Raw genomic sequence first — 322 nt, 5'->3', positions numbered from 1 at the left:
CTCGGTGCCTTCGGCGGTGTCGGCGGCCGTCTCGGCCTTGGCGACGGCCTTCCGGGTGCGCCGCGGCTTGGACTCGGCGGCCTCCGGATCCTGCGCCGCCTGCGCCGGGATGTCGGCCGTGGCCTCGACGGGCTCGGCGGTGGCCGTGGCCTTACGGGTCCGGCGACGCGGCTTGGCCTCCGCGCCCTCGGCCGTGTCGACGGCAGTCTCAGCCGTCGCCGCCGCCTTGCGGGTGCGGCGCGGCTTGGTCTCCGTGCCTTCGGCGGTGTCGGCGGCGGTCTCCGCAGCCGCGGTGGCCTTGCGGGTGCGGCGGGGCTTGGCC

1 pseudogene is annotated in these 322 nt (G+C 78.3%); it reads right to left on the bottom strand.

The window, feature by feature from the left end:
• Positions 1–322: pseudogene (locus tag H0H10_RS02320) on the bottom strand (DEAD/DEAH box helicase); the annotation flags it as partial.

Source organism: Streptomyces griseicoloratus (assembly GCF_014534645.1).
Taxonomy (GTDB): Bacteria; Actinomycetota; Actinomycetes; order Streptomycetales; family Streptomycetaceae; genus Streptomyces; species Streptomyces griseicoloratus.
The sequence above is the reverse complement of the archived record's forward strand: the minus strand, read 5'-3'. Positions and strand labels throughout refer to the sequence as shown.